Source organism: Aestuariibius sp. HNIBRBA575, from assembly GCF_040932005.1.
GTDB lineage: Bacteria > Pseudomonadota > Alphaproteobacteria > Rhodobacterales > Rhodobacteraceae > CANLNM01.
On record NZ_CP162414.1, the window covers coordinates 3129090 to 3153008 of the forward strand.

20 protein-coding genes are annotated in these 23919 nt (G+C 55.2%); 4 read left to right on the forward strand and 16 right to left on the reverse strand.

Going from position 1 to position 23919, the window contains the following annotated elements; translation table 11 throughout:
- Together AB1F12_RS15780 and AB1F12_RS15785 are read right to left on the reverse strand one after the other, a co-directional pair.
- The gene (locus AB1F12_RS15780) at positions 1–750 is read right to left on the reverse strand and encodes a hypothetical protein (protein WP_368185320.1); all 750 of its coding nucleotides are present in this window, start codon (positions 748–750) and stop codon (positions 1–3) included.
- Positions 751–813: 63 nt separating this feature from the next.
- The gene (locus AB1F12_RS15785) at positions 814–1821 is read right to left on the reverse strand and encodes a Bug family tripartite tricarboxylate transporter substrate binding protein (RefSeq protein ID WP_368185321.1); all 1008 of its coding nucleotides are present in this window, start codon (positions 1819–1821) and stop codon (positions 814–816) included.
- Between the two features lie 132 nt (positions 1822–1953).
- Here AB1F12_RS15785 and AB1F12_RS15790 point away from each other — a divergent pair, with 132 nt between their 5' ends.
- From AB1F12_RS15790 to AB1F12_RS15800, 3 genes are read left to right on the forward strand one after another with little or no spacing between them, the layout of a single operon-like run.
- Complete coding sequence (locus AB1F12_RS15790; protein WP_368185322.1) at positions 1954–3045, forward strand: isocitrate/isopropylmalate dehydrogenase family protein; 1092 nt, start codon at positions 1954–1956, stop codon at positions 3043–3045.
- Positions 3042–4073, forward strand: coding sequence for a Gfo/Idh/MocA family protein (locus tag AB1F12_RS15795; RefSeq protein WP_368185323.1), 1032 nt, complete (start codon positions 3042–3044; stop codon positions 4071–4073). Before AB1F12_RS15790 ends, AB1F12_RS15795 begins: the two co-directional genes overlap by 4 nt.
- Positions 4070–4747: a GntR family transcriptional regulator gene (locus AB1F12_RS15800; RefSeq protein WP_368185324.1), complete on the forward strand. Its 678-nt coding sequence runs from the start codon at positions 4070–4072 to the stop codon at positions 4745–4747. The genes AB1F12_RS15795 and AB1F12_RS15800 overlap by 4 nt, the downstream gene beginning before the upstream one ends.
- A 3-nt stretch (positions 4748–4750) precedes the next feature.
- On the opposite strand, the gene AB1F12_RS15805 is transcribed toward AB1F12_RS15800, so the two are convergent.
- The 11 genes from AB1F12_RS15805 to AB1F12_RS15855 form a co-directional block, all read right to left on the reverse strand.
- On the reverse strand, positions 4751–5272 hold the full coding sequence (locus tag AB1F12_RS15805) for a DUF2478 domain-containing protein (RefSeq protein WP_368188394.1): 522 nt from the start codon (positions 5270–5272) through the stop codon (positions 4751–4753).
- An 18-nt stretch (positions 5273–5290) separates the two neighbouring features.
- Entirely contained in the window at positions 5291–6547 is a 1257-nt protein-coding gene (gene glp / locus AB1F12_RS15810; protein ID WP_368185325.1) for a gephyrin-like molybdotransferase Glp, read from the reverse strand.
- Positions 6544–7161 (reverse strand): carbonic anhydrase, encoded by a 618-nt coding sequence (locus AB1F12_RS15815; RefSeq protein WP_368185327.1) that lies wholly within the window; start codon positions 7159–7161, stop codon positions 6544–6546. Before AB1F12_RS15815 ends, glp begins: the two co-directional genes overlap by 4 nt.
- Complete coding sequence (locus tag AB1F12_RS15820; RefSeq protein WP_368185328.1) at positions 7151–7732, reverse strand: hemerythrin domain-containing protein; 582 nt, start codon at positions 7730–7732, stop codon at positions 7151–7153. Before AB1F12_RS15820 ends, AB1F12_RS15815 begins: the two co-directional genes overlap by 11 nt.
- A 4-nt stretch (positions 7733–7736) precedes the next feature.
- Complete coding sequence (locus tag AB1F12_RS15825; RefSeq protein ID WP_368185330.1) at positions 7737–8537, reverse strand: peptidylprolyl isomerase; 801 nt, start codon at positions 8535–8537, stop codon at positions 7737–7739.
- Between the two features lie 4 nt (positions 8538–8541).
- Positions 8542–9240: a respiratory nitrate reductase subunit gamma gene (gene narI, locus AB1F12_RS15830; protein ID WP_368185331.1), complete on the reverse strand. Its 699-nt coding sequence runs from the start codon at positions 9238–9240 to the stop codon at positions 8542–8544.
- A 12-nt stretch (positions 9241–9252) separates the two neighbouring features.
- The gene (narJ, locus tag AB1F12_RS15835; protein WP_368188395.1) at positions 9253–9954 is read right to left on the reverse strand and encodes a nitrate reductase molybdenum cofactor assembly chaperone; all 702 of its coding nucleotides are present in this window, start codon (positions 9952–9954) and stop codon (positions 9253–9255) included.
- Positions 9955–9971: 17 nt separating this feature from the next.
- Entirely contained in the window at positions 9972–11492 is a 1521-nt protein-coding gene (narH, locus tag AB1F12_RS15840) for a nitrate reductase subunit beta (RefSeq protein WP_368185332.1), read from the reverse strand.
- 4 nt (positions 11493–11496) lie between these two features.
- Entirely contained in the window at positions 11497–15216 is a 3720-nt protein-coding gene (locus tag AB1F12_RS15845) for a nitrate reductase subunit alpha (RefSeq protein WP_368185334.1), read from the reverse strand.
- Positions 15217–15278: 62 nt separating this feature from the next.
- A complete protein-coding gene (locus tag AB1F12_RS15850; RefSeq protein WP_368185335.1) occupies positions 15279–16895 on the reverse strand; it encodes an antiporter in 1617 nt (538 codons plus the stop codon).
- A gap of 57 nt (positions 16896–16952) precedes the next feature.
- Positions 16953–18398 (reverse strand): MFS transporter, encoded by a 1446-nt coding sequence (locus AB1F12_RS15855; RefSeq protein ID WP_368185337.1) that lies wholly within the window; start codon positions 18396–18398, stop codon positions 16953–16955.
- A gap of 247 nt (positions 18399–18645) precedes the next feature.
- On the opposite strand from AB1F12_RS15855, the gene AB1F12_RS15860 reads away from it, so the two are divergent.
- The gene (locus tag AB1F12_RS15860) at positions 18646–19344 is read left to right on the forward strand and encodes a cyclic nucleotide-binding domain-containing protein (protein WP_368185339.1); all 699 of its coding nucleotides are present in this window, start codon (positions 18646–18648) and stop codon (positions 19342–19344) included.
- A gap of 42 nt (positions 19345–19386) precedes the next feature.
- Here the strand turns inward: AB1F12_RS15860 and AB1F12_RS15865 are convergent, their stop codons facing one another.
- From AB1F12_RS15865 to AB1F12_RS15875, 3 genes are read right to left on the reverse strand one after another with little or no spacing between them, the layout of a single operon-like run.
- The gene (locus AB1F12_RS15865) at positions 19387–20421 is read right to left on the reverse strand and encodes a YeiH family protein (RefSeq protein ID WP_368185341.1); all 1035 of its coding nucleotides are present in this window, start codon (positions 20419–20421) and stop codon (positions 19387–19389) included.
- Positions 20422–20427: 6 nt separating this feature from the next.
- Positions 20428–22200 (reverse strand): sulfoacetaldehyde acetyltransferase, encoded by a 1773-nt coding sequence (gene xsc, locus AB1F12_RS15870; protein WP_368184711.1) that lies wholly within the window; start codon positions 22198–22200, stop codon positions 20428–20430.
- 34 nt (positions 22201–22234) lie between these two features.
- Entirely contained in the window at positions 22235–23857 is a 1623-nt protein-coding gene (locus AB1F12_RS15875; RefSeq protein WP_368185343.1) for a GMC family oxidoreductase, read from the reverse strand.
- Positions 23858–23919: the final 62 nt, after the last annotated feature.

Sequence of the window (23919 nt, forward strand, 5' to 3'; positions counted from 1 at the left end):
TCAGTTTCTCCAGATCGGACGCAGGGTCACGTAGTAATGATATTCGATTTGCTTAAAAACCAACCCGGTTCGGGCCGGAACGTTTTGGCGAAACCCAAACGCCATGGCGCAGACCAGAAAAACCGGCGCTGTGATCGCGATGACGGGAATGATGCGCAAAACGCGGTCCCCTTTGGATTGCAGCCAGACCAAGATCGACAGCACAGCCCACAGGATCAGTGTAACCCAATCATCCACATGCGCGGACCACTGGGATTGCGGCAGATAAAACGCAAAGGCAAACAGCCCCGCAAGCCCGACAAAAATCGTGGAAATGACAGACCGGCGCGCATGGCCGCCGTGATAGCCATAGATCAACGCGGTAATCAAAAGCCCGGAACACAGGATAAAATCGACCCGCGGCACCAACCCGACGATATAGGCCAACATGATGATGCCGATGGTGCTGAACCTCAGGGCTTCGACCTTGTTCCAGCCGATCCCGACCGAAGTCAGCGCGTGTTTCGCACCGCCCTCTTTGATGGCGATGGACAACAGAACAAATGACAGAACCAACATTCCGCTGAAGATGCCCAATGGCACGATCGCTGCGGAATTATACCAATCTGCGCCACTCACCCCGGCGCGATTGCCGCCAAACAGCGGAATATCTGATGTCTTCCATAGGAAAAAAATCGACAGGACAATCAGCCCCAGCGATGCCCAGAAATCGCGTGCGCGCAGCACGGCACGGTCGTCTGAATTGTCCAAATCTGCCTCCCGATGTGGTGAGGGGGCACAAAAAACGCCCCCTCTTTTTGTTGATTTAGCGGCTTAAGGCTGAGCGATACCCAAGGACATTGGGTCAACGGTGGTCGCCCCCAGATCCTTTAGGGTGTAGGCAAATGTGCTCTCAAGATTGGTAAAGATGGCCGTGGCCTCTGCACCGTGCTGACCACCCACATCATAGTTGTTGGCTTCGGCCCATTCGGACACGGTGTCAGACGCAATCGCCGCCTCAAACGCAGCGCCCAATGCGGATTTCACGTCGTCAGATGCAGAATTGTGAACCGCAAAACCAATCGCCTGTTTCAGCGGCAGGTACTGGTCCAGACCATCATAGATGCCAAATGCAGACGGCACGGTCATGCCCGCGATTTCAGCGTCATCCTCGGTCAACATCGCCAATGGTTTCAGCATGCCGCCTTCGATCAGTGCAGCCTGTTCGGCCAGCGACGTGACAACCAACGCAACTTCGCCTGCGATCGCAGCCTCTTGGCCGGGTGCCGATCCACCATAAGGCACAAACAGGAACTCAGCATCAGCGCCATTTTGAATAGCCAACAAGTTCAAATGGTGGATCGATCCCGCCCCAGATGCCGCCGCAGGGATCGTACCCGGTGCTGCCTTGGCTGCATCAACCAATTCCTGAAGCGTGTTATATGGGCTGTCTGCAGGAACCGAGATCAGATCCGGGGACCCACCGACAATAAAGGGATACCAGAAATCAAATTTCTGATCCCATCCGCCCTGAACGGCGGCTGTTACGTTTGATTCCGACAGACCGACCAATGTGTAACCATCATCGGCTTGGTTTTGAACGTAAACCATGCCGTTTGACCCAGCGACACCGCCGGTTTGGTTGATGACGTTGATCGAAACCGGCAGATGCTTTTCCATTTCGGCCATGATCATGCGATTGATGGAATCGGTGCCACCACCGGCCCCCCAAACAACAGCAGTCGTGATGTCACGATACGGATAATCCTGTGCGGCGACGGCGGTGCCGACCCCGGCAATCAATGCAGCGGTCGCTGCGATTTTACCCAGTCCAAACTTCATTTCGTCATTCCTCCCTGACGTGTGCGTTTGTTATTGCATTTATTTGCGTATGCATTAATGAATGCATTGTCAACTTTCGGATGTCAATTTCCGAAAAATATGTAAATCAGGTCGGGAAGGACGCAGGCGCAGATGGCACAAACATTCGAAATCGCAGTATTCCAAGGGGACGGCATTGGCCCTGAAATCACAGGCCCAACGGTCGATATTCTGCGGCGGATGTCAGATGCGTCCAGCGCATATGATCTGAAATTCACCGACGCCCCCGCCGGGGCAGCGCATTATGCAAAAACCGGCGAATCATTTCCGGCCGAATCGATGAAAATCGCCAAACGCGCTGATGCGATCCTGCTATCAGCGATGGGCTTGCCTGATGTGCGTTACCCCGATGGCACAGAAATTTCCCCGCAAATTGACCTGCGAAAAGCTCTGACATTGTTTGCAGGTGTGCGCCCGGTCACCGTTAAGGCCGGCCAACGCACACCGTTGAATATGCCCGACGGCAAAGAGATCGACTTTGTTTTGATCCGCGAAAGCACCGAAGGCCTGTTTTACACCCAAGGCAAAGGCGAAGTGACCCCAGACGAAGCCCGCGAAACCCTGCTGATCACGCGCGAGATTTCGGAAAAGCTGTTCAAATTCACGTTTGAATTGGCCGCAAACCGCAAAAAAGCAGGCCGTGGACCGGGCAAGGTCACATGTGTCGACAAGGCCAACGTGTTCCGGGCGTTTGCGTTTTTCCGCGAAATGTTTGACGCCGAAGCGGCCAAACACCCCGACCTGACATCCGACCATGCCTATGTGGACGCAACCGCGTTGTGGATGGTGCAAAAGCCGTGGGATTTTGACGTGATGGTCACCGAAAACATGTTTGGCGACATCCTGTCTGATCTGGGCGCGGGCCTGATGGGCGGTCTGGGATTGGCCCCATCAGCCGATATCGGCCTGGAACATGCGGTGTTCCAACCCTGTCATGGATCCGCCCCCGACATTGCCGGCCAAGGCGTCGCAAATCCATTTGCGATGATCCTATCAGCCGCGATGATGCTGGATTGGTTGGGCATCGATCACAACAACCCGGCCCTGATTGCAGACGCAAAACGCCTACGCGAATCCGTAGAAGACGTCGTGGCCCAAGCCAACGTTCTGACCCGTGATCTGGGTGGCAATGCGGGCACAATTGAGGCCGCAAACGCCGTTCTAGACACGCTTTTCGTCGCATGAACACGTCCGCAAATATCCGCGTTGCCTGTATCGGAGCTGGCTATTTTAGCCAGTTCCATTACGGATCATGGGCGCGCTTGGACCGCGTTGATTTGGTCGCATCCTGTAATCGCGACATCGAAAAGGCACGCGCGACCGGCCTGCCCGCCTATGACGATTTGCCCAAAATGCTGGCCGACCAAAAACCGGATTTGTTGGACATCATCCTACCACCGGTCGCCCATGCGGACACTATTCGCACAGCATTAGCGGCGGGTGTCAAAACGATGATCTGCCAGAAACCGTTCTGCAATGATTTGGATGAAGCCCGCCAAATCACAGCCGAGGCAGAGGCCGCGGGCGCAACCATTGTGATCCACGAAAATTTCAGGTTTCAGCCATGGTATCGCGCCATCAAATCCGCGCTGGATGACGGGGCAATTGGCGATTTGCATCAGGTGACATTCCGGTTGCGTCCCGGCGATGGTCAGGGCCCCGACGCCTATCTGGAACGCCAACCGTATTTCCAACAGATGGACCGGTTTCTGGTCCATGAAACGGCCGTCCACTGGGTGGATACATTCCGGTTTTTGCTGGGAAATCCCGGTGCTATTTATGCCGATCTGCGCCAGATAAACCCGGCCATTTCGGGCGAAGATGCGGGGTATATCCTGTTTGACCACCCAAACGGCACGCGCGCCCTGTTTGATGGCAACCGCCATCTGGACCACGCTGCCGACAATCACCGCCGCACCATGGGCGAAGCGCTGTTTGAAGGCACCAAAGGCACGCTGCGGCTGTTTGGGGATGGCTCTGTTGGGCAGCGGCGCTTTGGCACCACCCAAGAGGATCAGATTTTAGCGCCGGACACATGGGATGGTTTTGGCGGGGATTGCGTTCATGCCTTGCAAAGCCATGTGATTTCGGGCCTTTTGGAGGACACACCGTTTGAAAATCTGGCAGCAGATTACCTAACGGTGATTGAAATCGAAAACGCCATTTATGCCTCTGCACAGAGCGGCCAGAAAGTCATGTTAGGAACCCCTTGAAGGCTCAGGACAACAAGCCCCTTTCCAATTCGCAACGTGCCTTGCACGAATTGCGGCAATTGATTTTTTCCGGTGAACTTTCCGCCGGGTCTGACCATTTGGAATCCGAGCTGGCTGAGCGGTTAGGCATGTCGCGCACCCCCGTGCGCGAGGCTGCATTAACGTTAGAAAGCAAAGGCTTGCTGGAATTGCGCCCTCGCAAAGGTGTGCGCATTCTGCCTGTGTCCCCTGCGGATATGCGCGAAATTTATGATGTGCTGACCGAATTAGAAAGTCTGGCCGCAGAGCGCGCCGCACAGGCCAATTACGACGAATATCAATTGCGGGATTTGGCGCGTGCAATCGAAGATATGGACCAAGCGATTGCCGAAGAAAACCTAGAGGCTTGGGGGGAAGCCGATGATCGTTTTCACAACGAACTGGTCCGTTTGGGCGGCAATACACGGGTGTCAGACATCGTCGGCATGATGGCGGATCAGGTGCGGCGCGCGCGGTCGTCCACTTTGTTTATCCGGCCATTGCCGACCAAATCCAACGAAGACCACCGCGACGTGTATCACGCCATCAAAAACGGCGATTCAGATCGTGCGCGTGCCAAACACCGCGCCCATCGTCAGCAGGCGCGCGAAATTCTGGTTGGGCTGCTGGAAAAACACCGATTGCGTCAATTATAGGGTTCAGGCGGCGTGTTCGACATGGGTCTGGGTGGCATCAAGCCAATCAGATAGCGCATCAATGTCAGGCGAAATCTGCTGAGCCAAATCCCCGGAAAAATCCAGAAACGCCTCATAATTCAGCTGGTTAACCCCGACCAAAACCGGGATTCCATCCGCCAGACATTTGGCTATGACCTCGCGAAATCCGCGCCCATCCGCTTCGTGTTTGCCGAATTTATTGATCACCAGCAATTCCGGCGTTTTGGTCAGCGAATGTTCCAATGCGGCGACCGACAATTCCAACGCAGACGTGTCCAACCGGCATCCCCGCGCCTCTTTGCCAAGGCTTTGGGAAATTCGATAGCTGGGACCGTCAGGCAGCACCTGCACATCCATATCACAGTGATGCGTGTCCGGTTTGGCGCTGTTTGTCTGCACCACACCAGCGACGCGATACCCGTTTTGCAACCGGTTTTGCGCAAATTCCGTCAGGATCAGGTCCGTCGCGCCACGTTCGTTTTTGATCACATAAGCCAGATGCATCATATGCTCCGTTCAGGATTAAAAGGGCAGAAATTCAAGCAGGTCGCCTTCGGGCACATGTTCGATATTTCCGGGAATTAGGATCAGCCCATCTGCGTTTGTCAGGGGGCTCAAATTGGCGGAGCGGGTCTGCGGTGGACAGGCCACAACTTCGAGCCCGCGCGGATCATAGCCCACAATAGAGGCCGGGCGGTATTCACAACGCCCGGTTTTATGCTGCACACCGCCGCGCGCATGGACATGACGACGGGGTTGCATATTCTGCGTCTGCCCCGCAATTTTTGCCGCGATCGGACGCCCCAGCACCTGCCACGTGACAAAGGCCGACACCGGATTGCCCGGCAGGCTGATCACGACGGAATTTGCCAGCTTGGACACGGTGATTGGTTTGCCGGGTTTGATGGCCACGCCAGACACCGCCACATGCGCCCCAAGCGATTGAAGCATCGGTTTTACATGGTCCCGATCGCCAACGGACACACCGCCAGACGTGATGATCACATCGACCTTCCATGACATTTCTACAGTTGCTGTTAGCAATCTCGATTTGGTGTCAGGCACATGTTCAACGGCTACAAGGTCGGCGTGAATGTCGTCCAGCAATGCCAAAAGCATCGGCGTGTTCACATCCCAAATCGCCCCATCCGTCAGGCCATCACCCGCGGCGCATAATTCGTCCCCGGTCAGGATCACCCCAACCCGTAATTTGCGCAGCACTGGAATATGCCCCTGCCCGGCCCCAGCGCAGATTGCGATATGTTTGGGTTCCAAAACCACACCAGCATCCAACAGGACATCGCCGGTTTTCTGATCTTCGCCCGCGCGGCGAATATTGCTGCCTTTTGCCGGGATTTTGGTGATCCGGGCAAATTTTCCGTCCCGCGATACGTGTTCCTGCATGACCACAGTGTCGGCCCCAATGGGTACGGGCGCGCCGGTGAAAATCCGCATCATCGTACCGCGTTCCAAGGTCGGAGTTGGCGCGCCAGCTGCGCTTTCGCCTTGGACGGGCAATACCTGTGTTTGCGGCAATTCATCCAAACAAAGCGCATAGCCATCCATGCCCGAATTGTCGAAACGCGGCATATCGGCCCTGGCCAGAATAGGCGCCGCCAGAATGCGGCCCCGCGCCTGTTGCAACGGCACAGTTTCGATTTCTTCAATCGGATCAGCCAGAGCGAGTCCCGCCTCAACAGCATCCGAGACCGTCATCAGATGTGTGACCGCGTCGTCGCACCCGCATCCCGGCGTATTTATACGATCGATCAAGGTCATTCTGGGGCCTCGGATGTTAAATGGCCGCGTGACACAGTGCAGTTCAGGTCCCGCAGCAACCCGTCCTTTAGTCCGTAGATCAGGCCATGTACGGAAATGTCCGCCCCTCGTGCCCATGCGCGCTGCATGATGGGGGTTTCGGACACACGTAACACGGCCTCGATGACGTTTAGTTCGGCCAGTTTATCCAGCCGATCTTCGCCCGACCCAGCGCGGGTCAGATCAATGGAATACTGGCGCGACAAACGGCGGATCGGTTCCAGCCAATGGTCAACCAACCCATGTGGCAGGTCTTCGCAGGCGGCTTTGACACCGCCGCAACCGTAATGACCACACACGATGATTTCCCGCACCTGCAGGGACTCGACCGCAAATTCCAAGGCGCTCAGCAGGTTCATATCCGATGAATGCACCACATTTGCGACGTTGCGATGGACAAAAACTTCGCCCGGATCCAGCCCGGCAACCACATTGGCCGGCACACGGCTATCAGAACAGCCGATCCAAAAATATTCAGGGGCTTGGTGTGTGGCCAGCCGTGCAAAATATCCCGGCTCTTTGGTTTTACGTGCCTGCGACCAGTTTTGATTTCGGCTTAACAATTCACTCAGCATGGTCACCTCCTGTTTCATAGGCATCCCGGCGGGTCTGCATACGTTCGCGTAACCCTTTCAGGTCTGCTTTGGTGAGCCGCGCCCGTGCGAGCGGCAGAACAATGGCGTTTTCAACGATCAGGTGACGCCGTTCATGTTCAATGAACAACGACACTGCGGCAGATTCGACCTGATTAAACGCCACTTGGTCAGCGATCATGCGGTTCAACGCATTGCGCATCATTGTCACCATATTGTGGCTTTTCTCATGTTCGACGATCAGCCGATCCAACGTTTCGTTGGTATCAGGATCCCCAAGCGACCGGCTGCGCAACAAAGGATACAAATCATTGCGTTCATTGATGGCATGCTGGGGCAGATAGTTTTGCAAATGGTCCAGCACAAACTGCGCCGTGTGTGTGTCGCATTGCACGGAATGCACCAGATCATCCAACATCGTACAGATTTCTCGCTGCCGCAGATGTTCTTCGGCAAAATAGGCCAGCGGATCACGTTTTAGGGCCGGATCCGCAGGAGAGGCATGCGTGCCCCTCGCTGCGCCTTGATCGCGATATCCGCCCTTGCGTGGCATGACGTCAGGCGACCGCAGCCAGGTCGATCCCGGCAATGTCGGCCTGATCCAACAACCCAGACACATAGTCATGGGCGGCTTTGGCCCAGTTGGCTTTTTCAGATGCGGCCTGCAATCGCGGCAGGACAGTTTCAAAAGGCAAAACTGCCCCTTCGGCACGTTCATCCACCCGCAGGATGTGAATGCCAAACCGCGTATCGACCAATTGGTCATAGATCGCCCCAACCGGGGCGGCATCCATGGCGCGTTCAAATTCCGGCACGGTGTCGCCACTGGTCAATTGCCCCAGCTGCCCATCCGCATCTTTGGAGGCACACGCGCTTTCGGAGCGGGCGAAATCGGTAAACCGACGTGGGTTTTCCTTTAGGTCATCCAACACCTGAATGGCGCGGTTATACGCGGCCTGACGGGTTTCGGCATCGCCGGGATCTGCTGCAAACAGGATATGCGACGGCTGATATAAGGACGGGGCCCGATACGAATCCGGATCTTTGTCATATGTTGCCTGCAATGTGGCATCGTCATCGGCGCTGACATTCACGACCTCAGCCAGCAATTCGCGGATCTGCGCGTCTTCAACTGTTTCAAACTTGCCCGGTTCCAGCTCTTGTTGCTGGGGGTTTAGGCCCCGTTTTCTGGCTTCTTCGATCAGAACCTGACGGATGGCCAATGCGCGTGCCGCACGCCGCCAAGCCAGCCCGGGTTTGGCTTTGGGGGCGTTGTGGTTCTGGGCCTCTGCCGCGATAGACGCGGCAGAGATTGTTGTTCCGTTAACGGTGATTTCTGGGAATAATGCAGCGCTCATCTGATTATTCCGCACCTGTGTCACGGTTCACGCGACGCGACCGCACCACCTGATAACCGGGGCGCGTGAGATAGCGCAGCGGTACAGATAACATGTGAACCAGTCGGGTGAATGGGAACACCAAGAAGATGGTCAAACCCAGGAACAGGTGCAGTTTGAAAATCCACGCCACGTCTTGGATATAGCTGGCAGCATTGCCATCAAAGGTGAAAATACCCAGCGCCCATGACATGAATTTGGTCATTTCGTGGCCATCCAAATGCTGTAGCGACACAACGATTGTGCCCAGCCCCAGAACCAGTTGTGCCAGCAACAGACCCAGAATGGCGATATCTGCGAAACTGGATGTGCGGCGAATGCGAGGATCCGTCCAACGGCGATGCATCAGCAACCCGCCACCAATCAACGCCATCACACCGGCAATGCCACCGGCCACAACGGCCAATGTCTGTTTCACGCCATGGCCAATGCCCAGCGCATCAAACACCCAGATCGGGGTCAACAGGCCAAAGAAGTGACCCAGAAAAATCACCAGAACACCGACGTGAAACAACACAGATCCAAGGATCAATTGTTTGCGTCGCAGCAATTGGGATGAACTGGATTTCCACGTAAATGGATCGGTTTCATACCGGGCGATGGATCCAAGGATCAGCACCGTCAGAGCGATATAGGGGTATATGCCAAAGAAAAAGTTATGCATCTGTGCCTCCGTCTATTCCGCAGCATGCGGTGCAGGGGTGATTGGAACATCCATGTTGGCCAGCATGTCGCGGACCTGTGGACAGCCGGCATTGGGATCGGGGCCAAAGGTGACCTCGCTTTCTTCCCAAACCTGATCGAGCGCGTCCAAATCGGTTGGGTCGTCTTCTGGCTGTTCCAGCATCAGATCGACCGCCTCTTTGTCTGCTTTTGCACCAGACAGCTGCAAAAGTGCGGCGAACACGGCACCATATGGGCTTTCGCGGCGATCAAGACGTGCCTGAAGCACCGCAAAAATATGGGCCGCATCCGCCAAGGTATCCTGTACTTCGCCTGTGGGACGCGTGGACAGGAATTCTAGCAAAACTGGCAAATGATCGGGCAATTCTGACGTGGCCGGGTCAAACCCGCCCTCGCGATATGTTTCGACAAGGCTGACCATCGCACCACCCCGGTCGCGGCTTTCACCGTGAACATGTTCAAACAGGTTCAGCGACAGGGTGCGCGACCGGTCAAACAACCCAACAAAGGTTTCTTGCAGGTCGTAGATGTCGCGTCCGCTGATCTCCTCAACCAGCGGACGCAGGTCCCGGCGCATGGCAGCGGTCAACCGAGTTTCGGAGGCAACCACAGCCCCAATTTCTGGCATAGCCTGCTGCAATTCGCGCGTCGGGTATGACAACAAAAGTGAAAAACACTTTAGCGTGCGATCCATTTGAATAGCGGTTTCCATTATAGGGCCTCCGGCATTTTCAGGGCTTTCTTTTTGCCGCCAAACAGCGACCCTTTGTTGATGCCCGGCGAACAGCCATTGGTGTCGGTAAAGCCGCAGCCGCCCTTCATGTCATAGGCGTCTTCGACCTGTTCGCGGTGCGTTGTCGGGATGACAAACCGGTCTTCGTAATCTGCCAAAGCCATGATTTTATACATGTCTTCGATCAGACGGGAATTCAGACCAACCCGTTCAGCGATGCCTTCGTCGATCACGCCATCCACGGTTTTGGACCGCATATAGGACCGCATCGCCAGCATCCGTTCCAGCGCGGTGACAATCGGGGCTTCGTCGCCCGCTGTCAGCATGTTGGCCAGATATTTCACCGGAATACGCAGCGATTTCACGTCGGGCATTTCGCCATCTGTGCCGATTTTTCCAGCTTCGGCCGCGTTCTGGATTGGGGATAATGGCGGGATGTACCACACCATCGGCAGGGTCCGGTATTCTGGGTGCAGCGGGAACGCCACCTTCCAGTCCATCGCCATTTTCCAGATCGGGCTGACCTTGGCCGAATTGATCCAATCCTCTGGCACGCCATCTTTGCGCGCCTGTTCGATCACGGCGGGGTCATTGGGGTCCAGGAACACATCCAATTGCGCGTCATACAGTTCCTGTTCGGATGGAACATTGGCCGCGTCATGGATTTTATCGGCGTCATACAGCATCACACCCAGATACCGGATGCGGCCTACGCAGGTTTCTGAACACACGGTTGGGTTGCCAGATTCAATCCGGGGATAGCACAATGTGCATTTCTCAGATTTGCCGGATTCCCAGTTATAATAGACCTTTTTATAGGGGCAGCCGGACACACACATCCGCCAGCCACGGCATTTTTCCTGATCGATCAGAACAATGCCGTCTTCTTCGCGTTTATAGATCGCACCGGATGGGCAGGACGCCGCACAGGCCGGGTTCAGACAATGTTCGCACAGGCGCGGCAGATACATCATAAAGGTGTTTTCGTATTCACCGTAGATGTCTTTCTGGATCCCCTCAAAGTTATAATCCTGCGACCGTTTTTCGAATTCGCCCCCTAGGATTTCTTCCCAGTTGGGGCCCATTTCGATTTTCTGCATCCGTTCGCCGGTGATTTTTGACCGCGGGCGCGCCGTTGGGAACGCCTTGGTTTCGGGGGCGGATTTCAGGTGGTCATAGTCGAAATCAAACGGTTCATAGTAATCGTCGATTTCGGGCAGGTCCGGGTTGCCAAAGATGTTGGACAGGATCCGCCATTTCGCCCCTTGCTTGGGCTGCAATTTACCCGCTTTGGTACGTTCCCAGCCGCCTTTCCAGCGGGCTTGGTTTTCCCAATCTTTGGGGTAACCAACGCCGGGTTTCGTTTCAACATTGTTGAACCAAGCGTATTCGACACCGTCGCGGCTGGTCCAAACGTTTTTACAGGTCACGGAACATGTGTGGCACCCGATACATTTATCAAGGTTCAACACCATGCCGATTTGTGCACGTACTTTCATGGTCTTACACCTCCTTCGCGGGGGCTTCATCGTCGAGCCAGTCGACCTTTTTCATCTTACGAACCACAACAAATTCGTCCCGGTTGGACCCAACCGTGCCGTAATAGTTGAAGCCATAGCTCTGATGGGCGTAGCCGCCGATCATGTGGGTTGGTTTCAGCGTGGCCCGCGTGACGGAATTGTGGATCCCACCGCGATTACCGGTCTTTTCCGATCCCGGTGTGTTCACGATTTTTTCCTGCGCATGGTACATAAACACCGTCCCTTCGCGCATCCGCTGCGATACAACCGCCCGCGCCGTCAGCGCGCCGTTGACGTTGTAGGCTTCGATCCAATCGTTATCCTCGATGCCGGCCTTTTTGGCGTCCACTTCGGACAGCCAAACAACAGGACCACCCCGGTTCAGCGTCAGCATCAACAGGTTGTCCGAATAGGTCGAATGGATGCCCCATTTCTGGTGCGGCGTGATAAAGTTCAGCACAAGGCTGTCGCCGGTATCCTGCACGTCCTTGGTGATCGTTTTCAGATCGACCGGTGGACGGTAGGACACAAACCCTTCGCCAAATGCCCGCATCCACAGGTGATCCTGATACAGCTGTTGACGACCCGTGAGTGTGCGCCATGGGATCAATTCGTGAACGTTGGTATAGCCCGCATTATAGCAAACCTCTTCGCTTTCGATGCCGGACCATGTGGGCGAACTGATGATTTTGCGCGGCTGAGCGGCAATATCACGGAACCGGATTTTCACGTGTTCCTGACCACGTGCCAGATGCGCATGTTCGCGCCCTGTGGCTTTGGTCAGCTCGTCCCAGGCTTTCACGGCCACTTCGCCGTTGGTTTCCGGGGCCAGCATCAGGATCACTTCGGTGGCGTCGATATCGGTGTCGATCTTGGCACAGCCTTTGGCCGGACCATCCAGAACCACACCGTTCAGATCACGCAGTTCCTGGACTTCGTGTTCTGTTTTCCATGCGATGCCTTTGCCGCCATTGCCGACCTTGTCCATCAATGGGCCCAGCGCGGTGAACCGATCATAGATCGCGGTGTAATCTCGCTGAACCGCCACATAGTTTGGCGCGGTTTTACCGGGGATCAGATCACATTCGCCTTTTTTCCAATCCTTGACCTGATCCTGCGCAATTTCGGCAGGGGTGTCATGCAGGATCGGCAGCGCGACGATGTCGGTTTCCTGTTCCAGATAACCGGGGGCGATTTCCTGGAATTTCTTGGCGATGGATTTGAAGATTTCCCAATCCGATTTGGATTCATACGCCGGATCAACCGCCGCCTGAAGCGGGTGGATGAACGGATGCATATCGGATGTGTTCAGGTCGTTCTTTTCGTACCAAGACGCCGTTGGCAGCACGATATCGGAATAAACCGCTGTGGTGGACATCCGGAAATCAATGGTCACCAGCAGGTCGAGTTTGCCTTTAGGTGCCTCGTCATGCCAGACCGCCTCTTTCGGTTTTTGGCCGCCATCTTCGCCTAAATCCTTGCCCATGACACCGTGATCGGTGCCCAGCAGGTGTTTGAGGAAATATTCGTGACCTTTACCAGATGACCCCAGCAGGTTGGACCGCCAGACAAACAGGTTGCGCGGCCAGTTTTCGGGGGCATCCGGATCTTCGCAGGACATTTCCAGATCGCCGGATTTCAGCTGTTCCGCCACATAGGCAGGGATTTCTTTCCCGGCGGCTTTCGCGGCTTTGGCAACTTCGATCGGGTTGGTTTTCAGCGCAGGTGCGGATGGCAACCAGCCCATGCGTTCGGCACGGATGTTATAGTCGATCAGGGAAATGTCCCAATCGCCCTCTGGCGCAGTTGGCGACAGAATTTCATCCGATGTCAGGGTTTCATAACGCCACTGATCTGTGTGCGCATACCATGCGGATGTGGAATTCATATGCCGGGGTGGACGCGCCCAATCCAGCGCGAATGCCAGCGGCTGCCACCCGGTTTGCGGGCGCAGTTTTTCTTGGCCCACATAGTGGCTCCAGCCACCGCCGGACTGACCGATACAACCGCACATCACCAACATGTTGATGATCCCGCGATAGTTCATATCCATGTGATACCAGTGGTTTAGACCAGCACCGAGGATGACCATGGACTTGCCTTTGGTCTTTTCAGCGTTCAGCGCAAATTCACGGGCAACGGCGACGATTTTGTCGGCATCCACACCGGTGATTTTTTCAGCCCATTTCGGGCTATAGGGCACATCATCGCTGTAATCTTTGGCGATCCATTCGCCGCCCAGACCGCGATCCAGACCATAGTTTGCGCAGAACAGATCAAACACGGTTGCGACTTTGGCTTCGCCGTCGGCCAGTTTGATGGTTTTGACCGGCATGTTGCGGGTCAGCACATCAGGGTGGTCACATTTCACAAAGTTTTCAGTGGCAACGCCGCCGAAATAAGGGAAATCAACGCCGACAACCTCATCATGATCCTCTGCTAGGATCAGGGACATTTTCAGGTTTGTGTCGGTGTTGTTGGCGCGTTCTTCTAGGTTCCATTCCTTGCTGCCATCCCAGCGGAACCCAACCGATCCGTTTGGCGCAACAAAGCTGTTGGAGTTTTCGTCCAGCGCAATGGTTTTCCATTCTGGATTGTCGTTTTCACCCAGTTTGCCATCAAAATCATCGGCCCGCAGGAACCGTCCGGGGACCAGTTTGCCGTCTTTTTCTTCCAGCTTCACCAGCATTGGGAAGTCGGAATATTTGCGGCAATAATCCTCAAAATATTCGGCCTGACGATCCAGATGGAATTCGCGCAGGATCACATGACCAAAGGCCATGGCCAGCGCCGCATCGGTGCCCTGTTGGGGGGCCAGCCAGACGTCTCCGAATTTTGCGGCTTCGGAATAGTCGGGGCAGATGACGGCGGATTTGGTGCCGCGATAGCGTGCTTCGGTATAGAAATGCGCATCTGGCGTCCGTGTCTGTGGAACGTTCGATCCCCACAGCAGCAGATACCCGGCATTATACCAATCCGCAGATTCAGGCACGTCGGTCTGTTCACCCCATGTCATGGGCGATGCAGGTGGCAGATCGCAATACCAGTCATAGAACGACATACATGTGCCGCCCATCAGGCTCAGGTAGCGGGACCCAGCTGCATAAGACACCATCGACATCGCCGGAATGGGTGAGAACCCAAACACCCGGTCAGGACCGTATGTTTTGGCGGTATAGGCGTTGGCCGTGGCGATAATTTCGGTGGCTTCGTCCCATGTGGCGCGCACAAACCCGCCTTTGCCGCGGCTGGTCACATAATTGGCGCGCAGGATCGGATCGCCCTGCAATTTTGTCCACGCATCTGTGGGGGACATGGTTTTGCGCATGTCGCGCCAAACCTTCATCAACTTGCCCCGGATCAACGGGTTTTTCACCCGGTTCGCGGAATACAAGTACCAGCTATAGCTGGCGCCACGGGCACAGCCGCGTGGTTCGTGATTTGGCAATCCGGCGCGGGTGCGCGGATAATCTGTTTGTTGGGTTTCCCAAGTCACGATGCCGGATTTGACGTAGATTTTCCAGCTACAGGACCCTGTGCAGTTCACACCATGTGTAGAGCGCACAATTTTGTCGTGCCGCCAGCGGTTGCGATAGGTATCTTCCCAATCGCGGTTTTCGCGGGTCACTTGCCCATGGCCATCCGAGAATGTCTCGATTTCCTTGGATTGCAAGAAGTTCAGTCTGTCGAGCAGGTGGCTCATGTCTCAGGCTCCTAGATAAGGCTGGCCTGCCCGGTGCTGACACCGGGCAGGTTGGCGTCAGTTTAAGGGTTCTTTACGTACGCATTCGGGCGCAGGTAGAACCAGTAGTTGATCGCGATGCAGACCGCATAGAAGATCGCAAAGCCATAAAGGGCGTATTCAGGATGTCCCGCTTTCAGCTGTTCGCCGAACACTTTGGGGATGATGAATGCTCCGTAGGCCGCAACCGCAGCTGTCCAACCCAGCGCAGGACCGGCCTGCTCTTTGTTGAACACCATCGCGATGGTGCGGAAGGTCGACCCGTTGCCGATCCCTGTGGCTGCGAACAAGATCAGGAACAGACCTAAGAAGGGGTAGAAGAACTGTTCAGGAGTTGCGGATGAATAGGCCTGCTGGATGAAGTACGCCACGCCCAGAGCCGAGCCAACCATCACAACCGAGATGATTTGCGTCACTTTGGCACCGCCCATTTTGTCGGCCCACATGCCGCCAATAGGCCGGATCAACGCACCGATAAAGGGCCCCATCCAGGCAAACATCAACGCAGATGGGCCGTTGGGGTTGACCATGTCATGGGTCATCACACCGTCGACTTCGACGTGGCTAAACCCGAACACAACCTTGATGGTCAGCGCTAGAGCAGCCGAATACCCGATGAACGACCCAAAGGTCATTGTGTAGATCACGGTCATCGCCCAAGTGTGTTTGTTGCCAAAGATTTTGTACTGACGGCTGAGGTTTTGACCCACAGCGCCGGGGATCATTTTCAGGCCCAGAACGGTCAGGGTGATCACGATCGGCAGCACGATCCATTTGGAAATGCCCATGCCAGATGTTGGCAAACCGCCTTCGACGCTTGGCAGCAGCAACCACAGACCAAAGGCCGCAGTGACAAAACCAATTGCCAGCATACCGGTGATGATCGCAAAGGACCCGACCGGGCTTGGGATGTCAGGTGACACATGTTCGTCGCGGATGTTGTTCATGCCCATCCAGCCGATGATGGCCAGCGGCACAAGGAACACCAACCAGATCAGACCGGCGTTTTGGATATAGGTTTCTGTCCCGGCTGGGATTTTACCAATCAAGGTCCCGGATGTGTTGACCAAGGTGCGGCTTTCGCCCCCAAACAGGCCCATTGTCATGGCCAGTGGGATCAGAATTTGCATAGTGGTCACACCAAAGTTGCCCAGACCCGCATTCATCCCCAGCGCGTAGCCCTGGATTTTCTTGGGGTAAAAGAAACTGATGTTGGACATCGAAGACGAGAAGTTACCGCCACCGATACCAGACAGAAACGCAAGGATCTGGAAGTACCACAATGGGGTGTCAGGATCCTGCAATGCCATGCCCGCCCCAATGGCCGGGATCATCAGCAATGCGGTGGTGAACACAATCGTGTTTCGCCCGCCCGCGATCCGAATGAAAAACGTTGAAGGAATACGCAGCGTCGCCCCGGTCAGACCGGCAATCGCGCCCAGCGTAAACAGATCAGATTTGGCAAACCCAAAATCCAAATTCACCATTTGAACGGTGATGATGCCCCAGTACAGCCAAACAGCAAAGCCGCAAAGCAGGGACGGGATCGAAATCCACAAGTTACGGGTGGCGATGGCCTTCCCCGTTGAGGACCAGTAACTTTCGTCCTCTACATTCCAGTTTCTAAGGTCTTGTCCCACGTTCTGTCTCCTTGGGTGGAGTTGAGGCGGGCCTGTTTGGCCCACCTATATTTTGGATTACATTTTGTCGGGGTGTTTGCTGCGGTACTCTTCGACGATCTCAACCGAATGGCGCAGCGCTGCGTTGGCTTCGTCTGCACGATGTTGCAGGACTTCCATGTTCGCAGCTTCGAATAATGCCCGTTCTTCGGCCTCTTTTTCAGGCGAGAACCGGATAAACAGGGCCAAGAACGCAACCCCGGTCACAATCATACCGATCAGGAAGTAGGCATCATCCCAGCGGCTGTTGTAGGCTTCGGACTTCAGCAAGAAGCCCCCCAGAACCGCACCAGCGTTGCCGCCCGCGCCAACCACACCGGCAACCGCGCCAAGCGCTTTTTTGTTGACGAATGGAACCACCGAATAGGTCGCGCCTTCGGACATCTGGGTGCAGAGCGAAAAGAGGATCAATGTCGGAATGGCCAACAGCAGGATCGGCATCTGGCTAAACAGCATCAGCGCGATGCCTTCGGCCAGCAGCACGATAAACAGCCAGCTTGTCCGACCTTTCAGGCCCCAAAGCGATGCAAAGTTATCGCCAAAGATGCCGCCCAATGTCCGGGCAAAGATGTTCATCAGACCAAACAGCGACGCGATCATTCCCGCGGTAACCGCAGCTTCGGCCAGTGGCTTGTCGTTGAAATAATCAAAGTAATCAACGAAGTAGAGCGCGATGGACCCGTTCACCAACAATTCAACCCCAAAGCAGGCGCCGTAGATGACAAACATCAGCCAAACACGATAATCGGCCATGGCCTGAAAATAGGCGCCGGTGACTTTCGCCTTTGAGGGCAACATGCCTTTGGCGCGCAGGTCTTTGTAGTTTCCGTCGGGCGCATCTTGGGTCAGGAAATAATAGGCGATCCCGATACAAAATGTGATGGCCCCAACCAGCACCATAGATGCCCGCCATGCTTGGGCGTCGGTAAAGCTGAAACCAACGATAAAGCCGGTAAAGATCAGCGGCATCACAATCTGTGTCACACCACCACCTAGGTTCCCCCAGCCAGCGGATGTTGCGTTTGCAGTGCCAACCACGTTGGGCGCGAACATAACAGATGTGTGGTACTGCGTGATCACAAAGGACGCGCCGATCACACCAATGGCCAACCGGAACAACAGGAAGGATGTGAAATCATCGGCCAGACCGATCCCTGCCACCGGCAGCGACCCCAAAACCAACAACCACGTATAGGCGAGCCTTGGCCCGATCCGGTCACATAGCCAGCCGATAAACAGCCGCGCAAAAATGGTCACGGCAACAGATGCGATGATGGTCCAACCCACTTGGGATTTGGTCAGGCCCAATTCTTCGCGCACGATGATCATCATTGGCGCGATACCGAACCACGCAAAGAAACATGCAAAGAACGCAAACCACGTCATGTGGAAGGTACGGATCTGCACCATTCTCACATTGAAGAAGTTTGACCACAGAGAAGTGGCTTTATTTTGAAGCTCCATTGGGCCCCTCCATTACGATTGCGGGGGTTTCGCCGCCTTGTTTCCAAACGACACAACGGCAGATCGGGGGGCGCGCTCTTGATGCAGATCAACAAATGGCAAAAGGGTGTGTTAAATAATCGGACCCTTGATGAATGCGGGGTGCCCCGAAACAATTGTCTATGGTTGATCTTATGATGATCAATTCAGCACTTGACATTTATCAATTGCGCCACTTATCGTCCGAACAAAAGCCAAAGGAACCGATGTGCGCCCAGACGATATTCCAGCGATTCGTTCGCTCAATTTGTTCAAAGATATGTCTGAGGAATGCTTTCACACGCTGATCCGCGGCGCCTATGTTCAGACGTTTCCCGCGCAGGTGGAATTGATCACCGAAGGCGATCCATCTGACTTTTTGCACATCGTGGTGTCGGGCAATATCGAATTGCACGCCAATTGGAATGGACGCGAAACATCCATGGCCAATGTGCGGCCCATTTCCACGTTCATCTTGGCGGCCACGATTAAGGACGGTCCCTATTTGATGTCCGCGCGCACCGCTGAAAAATCGCGTGTGATCATGATCCCGTCGACAGATGTGCGCGCCATTTTTGAACAAGACAGCGAATTTGCCCGCGCTGTAGTGACCGAATTGGCGCAATGCTATCGGTCGCTGGTCAAAAACACCAAGAACCTCAAATTGCGCACATCGCTGGAACGGCTGGCCAATTACATCCTGCGCACGTCTAATTTTTCAGAAAATGCGCTGGAATTTAAGCTGTCACAGGAAAAACGGCGCTTGGCTTCTTTTTTGGGGATGACCCCGGAAAACCTATCGCGATCGATCAAGGCGTTGCGGCCCTATGGCGTCGAAATTGACGGCAATCAGGTGACGATCACCAATATCGACGACCTGAAAACCATCGCCAAACCCAGCGTGTTTATCGACGACTTTTCATCGTAAATGCAGGTGAAATGCCCCAGCCATTGGCCGGGGCATCCATGTTTAAGGTGTCAGATCCAGCAACATAATGCCGCCCAATGCCAGCAATGCCAGGAACAAGGTTTCTGCAACGATCAGCGCAATTGCACCGCCGCCAACTTGAATGACATTGCGCAGGTCTGTCTTCATGCCGACAGCGGCAATCGCTGACAACAAGGCCCAGCTGGACGTTTTCGCCAACAAAGCGCCGACACTGGCCGGGATCAGGCCAAGCGAATTGATCCCCGCCATGAACAAAAACCCAAGCACAAAGAACGGCACGATCGGTGGCCGCTTTCCGTCGTCATCGGCGTCGCTATTGCGCCAGAACAGGGTGATGATCACCACCACAGGCGCCAACAAAGACACACGGATCAGTTTAACCAATGTCGAGGTTTCCCCAGCCGTGTCAGAGATAGAAAACCCTGCCCCGACCACTTGGGCCACATCATGGACGGTCGCCCCAATAAAGGCCCCAGCCGTCGTGTCATCAAACCCTAACGCGTTGGTCAGGATCGGATAAAGGATCATCGCCATTGTCGACAAAACCGTCACGCCCAACACTGTGAACAGCAAGTTGCGTTCGGATTTTTCATCCTTGGGCAACACAGCCGCAATGGCCATTGCCGCCGATGCACCACAGATCGCGACCGAACCGGCCGTCAAAATGGCAAACCTAGGCCCCTGCCCAATGAACCGCGCCAAAACGACCCCAAACAGGATCGTCGCAGCCACGCCGACCAGCAGCAATGCAATCATGCCCCAGCCCAGCGAAATCAACAACTCGACCGAAATCCGGGCCCCCAAAATGGCAACCCCGAACCGCAACACCGTGCGCCCCGTAAAGGCAATCCCGTCGGCTGTTGGCCCCGGCTCACTCAGGAAATTCAGTGCAATCCCAAACAGCAACGCCATCAACATGGCCGGCGCACCGTAATGCTCGGCCACAAATTGCGCTGCCAATGCGACCAGCACTGACACCAGAATGCCGGGAAACAGTTCCTTGGCACGCCCGGCAAAATCATTGCCGGACATGGTCAGTTTCGATTGCAATGACATATTGCCTTACACCTGTTCTTTTTGCATGTCGTCTGGGTTAATCCCTGCGACTTGGACGGGTTTTTTCATTGCGTCGCGGCGGAATGGGTCGCCGAGTTCTTGGTTGATCATGGCTTCGATCAGGGTTGTGATGCCGTTTTTCTGGTCAATCACAGCCTGGTTCAGGGCCGCGGTCAGTTCGTCCTGAGTGCGCGCTTGCACGCCTTTCAGGCCGCAGGCGGACGCGATGCCGGCATAGGACACTTGTTGGTCCAGCTCGGTGCCAACAAAGTTGTCGTCAAACCACAGCGTCGAGTTGCGCTTTTCAGCGCCCCATTGGTAGTTGCGGAACACGATCTGGGTCACGGCGGGCCATTCTTCGCGGCCAATCGCGGTCAGTTCGTTCACCGCGATGCCAAAGGCGCCATCGCCAGAAAAGCCGATCACAGGCACGTCTGGGCACCCGATTTTCGCACCGATCACCGCAGGCAGACCATAGCCACAAGGACCAAACAGGCCGGGGGCCAGATATTTGCGGCCTTCGTTGAACGATGGATAGGCGTTCCCGATCGCGCAGTTATTGCCGATATCCGAGCTGATGATCGCATCGCTGGGCATTGCCGCCTGAATCGCGCGCCATGCCATACGTGGGGACATCCAATCCGGTTTGTCCGCCCGCGCACGTTCGTTCCAGGTGGTGCCCGGATCGTCGTTTTCGTGGGTCAGAGATGACAATTCCTGCGCCCAAGCGGATTTGGTTGTGCCGATCAGGTTTTTGCGATCTTCGCGGCCTGCATCGCCTGCTGCGTCACCCAAACGGGCCAAGATGCCTTCGGCCACCTTTTTCGCGTCACCAACGATGCCAACAGTCACGTCTTTGGTCAGGCCAATGCGATCCGGGTTCATATCAACCTGAATGATTTTCGCATCGGTCGGCCAGTAATTAATGCCATAGCCGGGCAGGGTTGAGAACGGGTTCAACCGGGTGCCAAGCGCCAGAACAACGTCGGCCTTGCTGATCAATTCCATGCCCGCTTTGGACCCGTTATAGCCCAGAGGACCCGCAAACAAAGGATGCGAACCGGGGAACGCGTCATTGTGCTGATAGCCCACACAAACCGGGGCAGTCAGACGTTCGGCCAGCTCTTTGGATGCGTCGATGCCACCGGCCAGAACCACGCCAGCGCCGTTCAGGATCACAGGGAATTTCGCATCTGTCAGCAGATCCGCAGCGGCCTGCAGGGATTCGTCGCCACCAGAGGGACGTTCAAACGACACGATTTTAGGCAGATCGATGTCGATGACCTGGGTCCACATGTCACGCGGGATGTTCAGCTGAGCCGGTGCACTTGCGCGTTTGGCGTTCATGATCACACGGTTCAGAACCTCGGCCACACGGGTCGGGTCGCGCACTTCTTCTTGGTAGCAGACGCAATCGGCGAACATGCGCATCTGTTCCATTTCCTGGAACCCGCCCTGACCGATGGTTTTGTTGGCCGCCTGAGGCGTGACCAACAGCAACGGTGTGTGGTTCCAATAGGCGGTCTTAACAGCCGTCACAAAGTTGGTGATGCCGGGACCGTTTTGCGCGATCATCATCGACATTTTGCCGGTCGCGCGGGTGTAGCCATCCGCCATCATCCCGCCAGACCCTTCGTGGGCGCAATCCCAGAACGTGATCCCAGCCTTCGGAAAAATGTCCGAAATCGGCATCATCGCAGAACCAATAATCCCAAATGCATGCCCAATCCCATGCATCTGCAAAGTCTTAACAAACGCTTCTTCTGTCGTCATCTTCATGGTGTATTCCTTCTTAAATTCAAAAAGATGGCGCTTAGTGCAAGGCGCCGTTATTACGATCTTCGATGATCAAATCAGAGGCTTTTTCACCGATCATGATCGCCGGAGCATTTGTATTCCCCGATACGATTTCTGGCATGATGGAGCAATCAGCAACGCGCAGACCTTTAATGCCAATTACACGTAACCGTGAGTCCACAACCGCGTCGCTACCGCTGCCCATTTTGCACGTTCCCGTTGGGTGATAGATCGACGAGGAATAATTCCGCGCCCAATCCAATGTGCCTTCGTAATCATCCATCGACAGATCCGCGGTTGGGCGGAACTCTTCTGATATCTTTGAGGCAAGAGGTGCGTGTTTGCCAATTGTCCGGGCGATGTTGACGCCAGCCACGATGGTGCGGCAATCCGTTTCCGTGGACAGATAATTGGGGTGAATTTTAGGGTAAACCGCTGTGTCACTTGAGGTGATTTTAATCTCGCCACGGCTTTCGGGGCGCAATTGGCACACAGACATCGTGAACGCGCTGAACGGATGCACGCCTTCGCCGGGGCTGTCTGCGGACCAGGGCTGTACGTGGAACTGAATGTCAGGCGTGTCTACGTGATCACCTGTTTTCATAAACCCAGTTGCCAAAGACGCGGCCATGGTCATCGGACCGGCCCGGAACAGCGCATATTTCAGCGCAATCCGTGCCTGATTGAACAGGCTGCGCACTTCGTCATTCAGGGTTGGTTCATTGCATTTGAACACCAAACGCGCCTGCAGGTGATCCTGCAAGTTCTTGCCCACACCCCAAACGTCTTTTTTGACTTCGATGCCATTGGCCTGAAGCTGATCCGCTTCGCCAATGCCTGAACACATCAGAATATGCGGCGAACCGATGGCGCCGGAGGACAAAATTACCTCGCCATCGGCCCGCACGATGTGTTCCTCACCTGACTTGTCGCGATAGACCACACCTGTGCAACGACCATCCTCTACTTGCACCCGGGAGACTGGTGCATTGGTCAGAATAGTCAGGTTTGGTCGGCTACGAGCCGGGTTAAGGAACGCAACAGCAGACGAACATCGCCGCCCGTTTTTGGCGGTCAGTTGGAAATAGCCGACGCCCTCTTGTTCGGCGCCATTGTAATCGGGGTTGTAGGGATATCCGGCCGCCTGCGCGGCCGCGACCCAAGCGTCGCAAATCGGCCGTTGCAGGCGCATGTTGGACACAGCCAACCCGCCATCAACACCGTGAAATTCGTCTTCTCCGCGCTCTTGGCTTTCAGAACGTTTGAACAATGGCAGGACATCGTCCCAACCCCATCCAGTGTTCCCCATTTGCGCCCAGCGATCATAATCTGCCGGCTGGCCACGGACGTAAAGCAGCCCGTTTAGGGACGATGAGCCACCCAAAACTTTGCCGCGCGGCCAGTCCAATTGACGACCATTCAGGCCGGGATCGGGTTCGGTTTTGTAGCACCAATCAACCGATTTATTATGCATGGTTTTAAAATATCCGACCGGAATATGGATCCAAGGATTCCAATCGCGACCCCCCGCCTCCATGAGAATCACCCGAATCGATGGGTCCTCTGATAGGCGATTCGCTAGGACACAACCCGCTGAGCCCCCTCCAACGATCACATAGTCGGCGCTGATTTCATTCATTTTTTTCCTCCGCTATCAGTTTTTTAACCATGTCAGGCATAAAAACACTTGCTACACCATGC

Excerpts from the sequence above, each read along its gene's own strand:
- AB1F12_RS15785 (WP_368185321.1), bottom strand. The coding sequence starts at position 1,821 with ATGAAGTTTGGACTGGGTAAAATCGCAGCGACCGCTGCATTGATTGCC.
- AB1F12_RS15790 (WP_368185322.1), top strand. The coding sequence starts at position 1,954 with ATGGCACAAACATTCGAAATCGCAGTATTCCAAGGGGACGGCATTGGC.
- AB1F12_RS15795 (WP_368185323.1), top strand. The coding sequence starts at position 3,042 with ATGAACACGTCCGCAAATATCCGCGTTGCCTGTATCGGAGCTGGCTAT.
- AB1F12_RS15805 (WP_368188394.1), bottom strand. The coding sequence starts at position 5,272 with ATGCATCTGGCTTATGTGATCAAAAACGAACGTGGCGCGACGGACCTG.
- glp (WP_368185325.1), bottom strand. The coding sequence starts at position 6,547 with ATGACCTTGATCGATCGTATAAATACGCCGGGATGCGGGTGCGACGAC.
- AB1F12_RS15815 (WP_368185327.1), bottom strand. The coding sequence starts at position 7,161 with ATGCTGAGTGAATTGTTAAGCCGAAATCAAAACTGGTCGCAGGCACGT.
- AB1F12_RS15820 (WP_368185328.1), bottom strand. The coding sequence starts at position 7,732 with ATGCCACGCAAGGGCGGATATCGCGATCAAGGCGCAGCGAGGGGCACG.
- AB1F12_RS15825 (WP_368185330.1), bottom strand. The coding sequence starts at position 8,537 with ATGAGCGCTGCATTATTCCCAGAAATCACCGTTAACGGAACAACAATC.
- narI (WP_368185331.1), bottom strand. The coding sequence starts at position 9,240 with ATGCATAACTTTTTCTTTGGCATATACCCCTATATCGCTCTGACGGTG.
- narJ (WP_368188395.1), bottom strand. The coding sequence starts at position 9,954 with ATGGATCGCACGCTAAAGTGTTTTTCACTTTTGTTGTCATACCCGACG.
- narH (WP_368185332.1), bottom strand. The coding sequence starts at position 11,492 with ATGAAAGTACGTGCACAAATCGGCATGGTGTTGAACCTTGATAAATGT.
- AB1F12_RS15845 (WP_368185334.1), bottom strand. The coding sequence starts at position 15,216 with ATGAGCCACCTGCTCGACAGACTGAACTTCTTGCAATCCAAGGAAATC.
- AB1F12_RS15855 (WP_368185337.1), bottom strand. The coding sequence starts at position 18,398 with ATGGAGCTTCAAAATAAAGCCACTTCTCTGTGGTCAAACTTCTTCAAT.
- AB1F12_RS15865 (WP_368185341.1), bottom strand. The coding sequence starts at position 20,421 with ATGTCATTGCAATCGAAACTGACCATGTCCGGCAATGATTTTGCCGGG.
- xsc (WP_368184711.1), bottom strand. The coding sequence starts at position 22,200 with ATGAAGATGACGACAGAAGAAGCGTTTGTTAAGACTTTGCAGATGCAT.
- AB1F12_RS15875 (WP_368185343.1), bottom strand. The coding sequence starts at position 23,857 with ATGAATGAAATCAGCGCCGACTATGTGATCGTTGGAGGGGGCTCAGCG.